Origin of the sequence: Vibrio sp. J1-1 (assembly GCF_021728395.1) — a bacterium.
Lineage (GTDB): Bacteria > Pseudomonadota > Gammaproteobacteria > Enterobacterales > Vibrionaceae > Vibrio.
Genome location: NZ_JAKKCM010000040.1, coordinates 1 through 2459, shown reverse-complemented (window position 1 = coordinate 2459; position 2459 = coordinate 1). Strand labels below are relative to the sequence as shown.

Here is a 2459-nt window from a genome sequence, read left to right as displayed (position 1 = left end):
TGTTAAATTGCATCCAAAACTGATCCACTTCACCCCCTGATTTGCACTGAAAACTGATCCACATAATCTAACCTAATTCCTGCTGAGTCTGCGCAGGAGAATGTGGAGTGATTGACGTGTCATTATTAAGTGTTATTCGTCGCTGGCATTTCCGCGAAGGAATGTCGCAAAGGGAAATCGCCAGACGTACGGGATTATCTCGAAATACCGTTAAGCGTTATTTGAAAGATCAAACCATCGAACCTGTTTATCCAAAACGACACTCATTGAGCAAACTCGACGAGTTTGAGGAATTGCTGACTTCTTGGCTCAAACGAGAAATGAAGCGACCGAGAAAGCAGCGCAAAACGGTCAAAAATCTTTTTCAAGATCTGGTTCCGCTCGGCTATAGCGGCTCATATGACAGAGTCGCTTCATTTGCACGCAAATGGCGAGAAGAACAAAAACTCAATGCCTCTAAACGAACGTACATGCCACTAGAGTTTGCCCCTGGTGAAGCCTTCCAGTTTGATTGGGGCGAAAATTGGGCCTATATCAACGGCCATAAAACTAAGCTACAAGTGGCGCACTTCAAACTCAGTCATAGCCGTGCTTTCCTCCTCCGTGCCTATTATTCTCAGAGTCATGAAATGTTGTTTGATGCTCATAATCACGCCTTTCGTGTGTTCCAAGGCGTCCCTGAGCGTGGTATCTACGATAATATGAAAACCGCAGTTGATGCGGTGAAAAAAGGCAAAGAGCGAGTAGTGAATCGTCGCTTTTTAACAATGGTCAGTCACTACTTGTTTGAAGCCGACTTCTGCAACCCAGCAGCAGGTTGGGAAAAGGGACAAGTCGAGAAGAACGTACGGGATGTGCGTTCTATCATCTGGCAGCGTGCTCCTAAGGTGAAAACCTTAGATGAGCTTAATGAATGGCTTGAAGTTCAATGTCTACGTGATTGGCAGTCACGCAAGCACCCTCAATATAGTGATAGGACCATAGAGCAAGCGTGGTTGGGTGAACGTACTCATTTAATGAAAGTCACCGCACCGTTTGATGGTTTTATCGAGCAAAGTAAACGCGTCTCCTCTACCTGTTTGGTGAACTTCGACAGAAATAAATACTCCGTCCCCGCAAGTTACGCAAATCGACGAGTTAGTCTGCACGCCTACCCAGATAACATAGTCTTGGTGGCAGAAGGCCAACCCATCGCTGAGCACCAACGAGTCTTTAACCCTAGACATGAGCCACCCCGCATTGTTTATAACTGGCGACATTACCTGTTAGTTGCACAACGCAAGCCAGGCTCTATACGTAATGGAGCGCCGTTTCACCTGCTCCCAGAGAGTTTTAAACACCTACAGTCCATCCTATTACAGCGTCATGGCGGCGATAAGGAAATGGTCGAAGTCTTGTCACTGGTTCTTCATCACGATGAGAAGCATGTAGAAAAAGCCATAGAAATGGCACTGGAAGCAGGCACACCATCAAAGCAACACGTCATAAACTGTTTAAGTCGCTTGCTCAATCCCTTCCCAGCCTTACCAGTCCCTGTCTCTCAAGGACTACGACTGGTTACAGAGCCTACTAGTGACACATCGCGATATGACGAGCTAAGAGGTAAACGCCATGCACAATGAAGCGTTATTGAGCACATTAAAGACCCTCAAACTCCACGGTATGGTCAGCAGTATTGTTGAGCTTGCCTCTCAAAACTCTCCTGCTTATCAACAAGCTCAGCCCATCCTTGAGACCTTGCTCAAAGCTGAGGTCGCAGACCGCGAAGTGCGCAGCATCGCTTACCAAATGAAAGCAGCGAAGTTCCCTGCTTATCGCGATTTATACGGCTTTGACTTTAGTGAGAGTGCGGTCGATGAGTATCTGATACGAGGCCTGCATCGCTGCGAATTTATCAAAGACAGCCAAAATATCGTGTTCGTTGGTGGGCCAGGGACAGGAAAAACTCACTTGTCGACGGCATTGGGCGTGCAAGCAATACAGCACCACCAAATGCGAGTGAGGTTCCTATCGACCATAGAGCTCGTCAACACGCTTGAACAGGAGAAGCAAGCAGGTCACGTGGGTCGCCTTGCGAATCGATTAGTGAGCTGCGACTTAGTCATACTGGATGAGCTAGGGTATGTCCCTTTTAGCCAAGCGGGTGGCACATTGCTGTTCCATTTACTCAGTAAGCTTTACGAGCGCACCAGTATCATCATTACCACCAATCTCAACTTCACGGAATGGCCGAAAGTGTTTGGTGATGCAAAGATGACAACGGCATTGCTAGATAGGCTGACTCATCACTGTCACATCATCGAAACGGGTAACGACAGCTATCGTTTTAAAGAGTCAAAAAAGAAATCTAAGGAGAAAACCAAGTAGAAGCCAACGTGAAATTTTAGTCTAAAATAGACTTACTTAAGTGGATCACTTTTCAATGCAAATGGTGGATCAGATTTAAGTGCAAATTAACA

General features: G+C 46.4%; 2 protein-coding genes. Both read left to right on the top strand.

All coding sequences use genetic code 11. The features are described 5' to 3' along the window. Positions 1-107 precede the first annotated feature (107 nt). Entirely contained in the window at positions 108-1622 is a 1515-nt protein-coding gene (gene istA / locus L3V31_RS21915; protein ID WP_140150472.1) for an IS21 family transposase, read from the top strand. Beyond that, entirely contained in the window at positions 1612-2367 is a 756-nt protein-coding gene (istB, locus tag L3V31_RS21910; protein WP_140150473.1) for an IS21-like element helper ATPase IstB, read from the top strand. The genes istA and istB overlap by 11 nt, the downstream gene beginning before the upstream one ends. The last annotated feature ends 92 nt before the right edge of the window (positions 2368-2459 follow it).

What these genes read in the sequence shown, in the direction of transcription:
- istB (WP_140150473.1), top strand. Translation starts at nt 1,612, where the DNA reads ATGCACAATGAAGCGTTATTGAGCACATTAAAGACCCTCAAACTCCAC.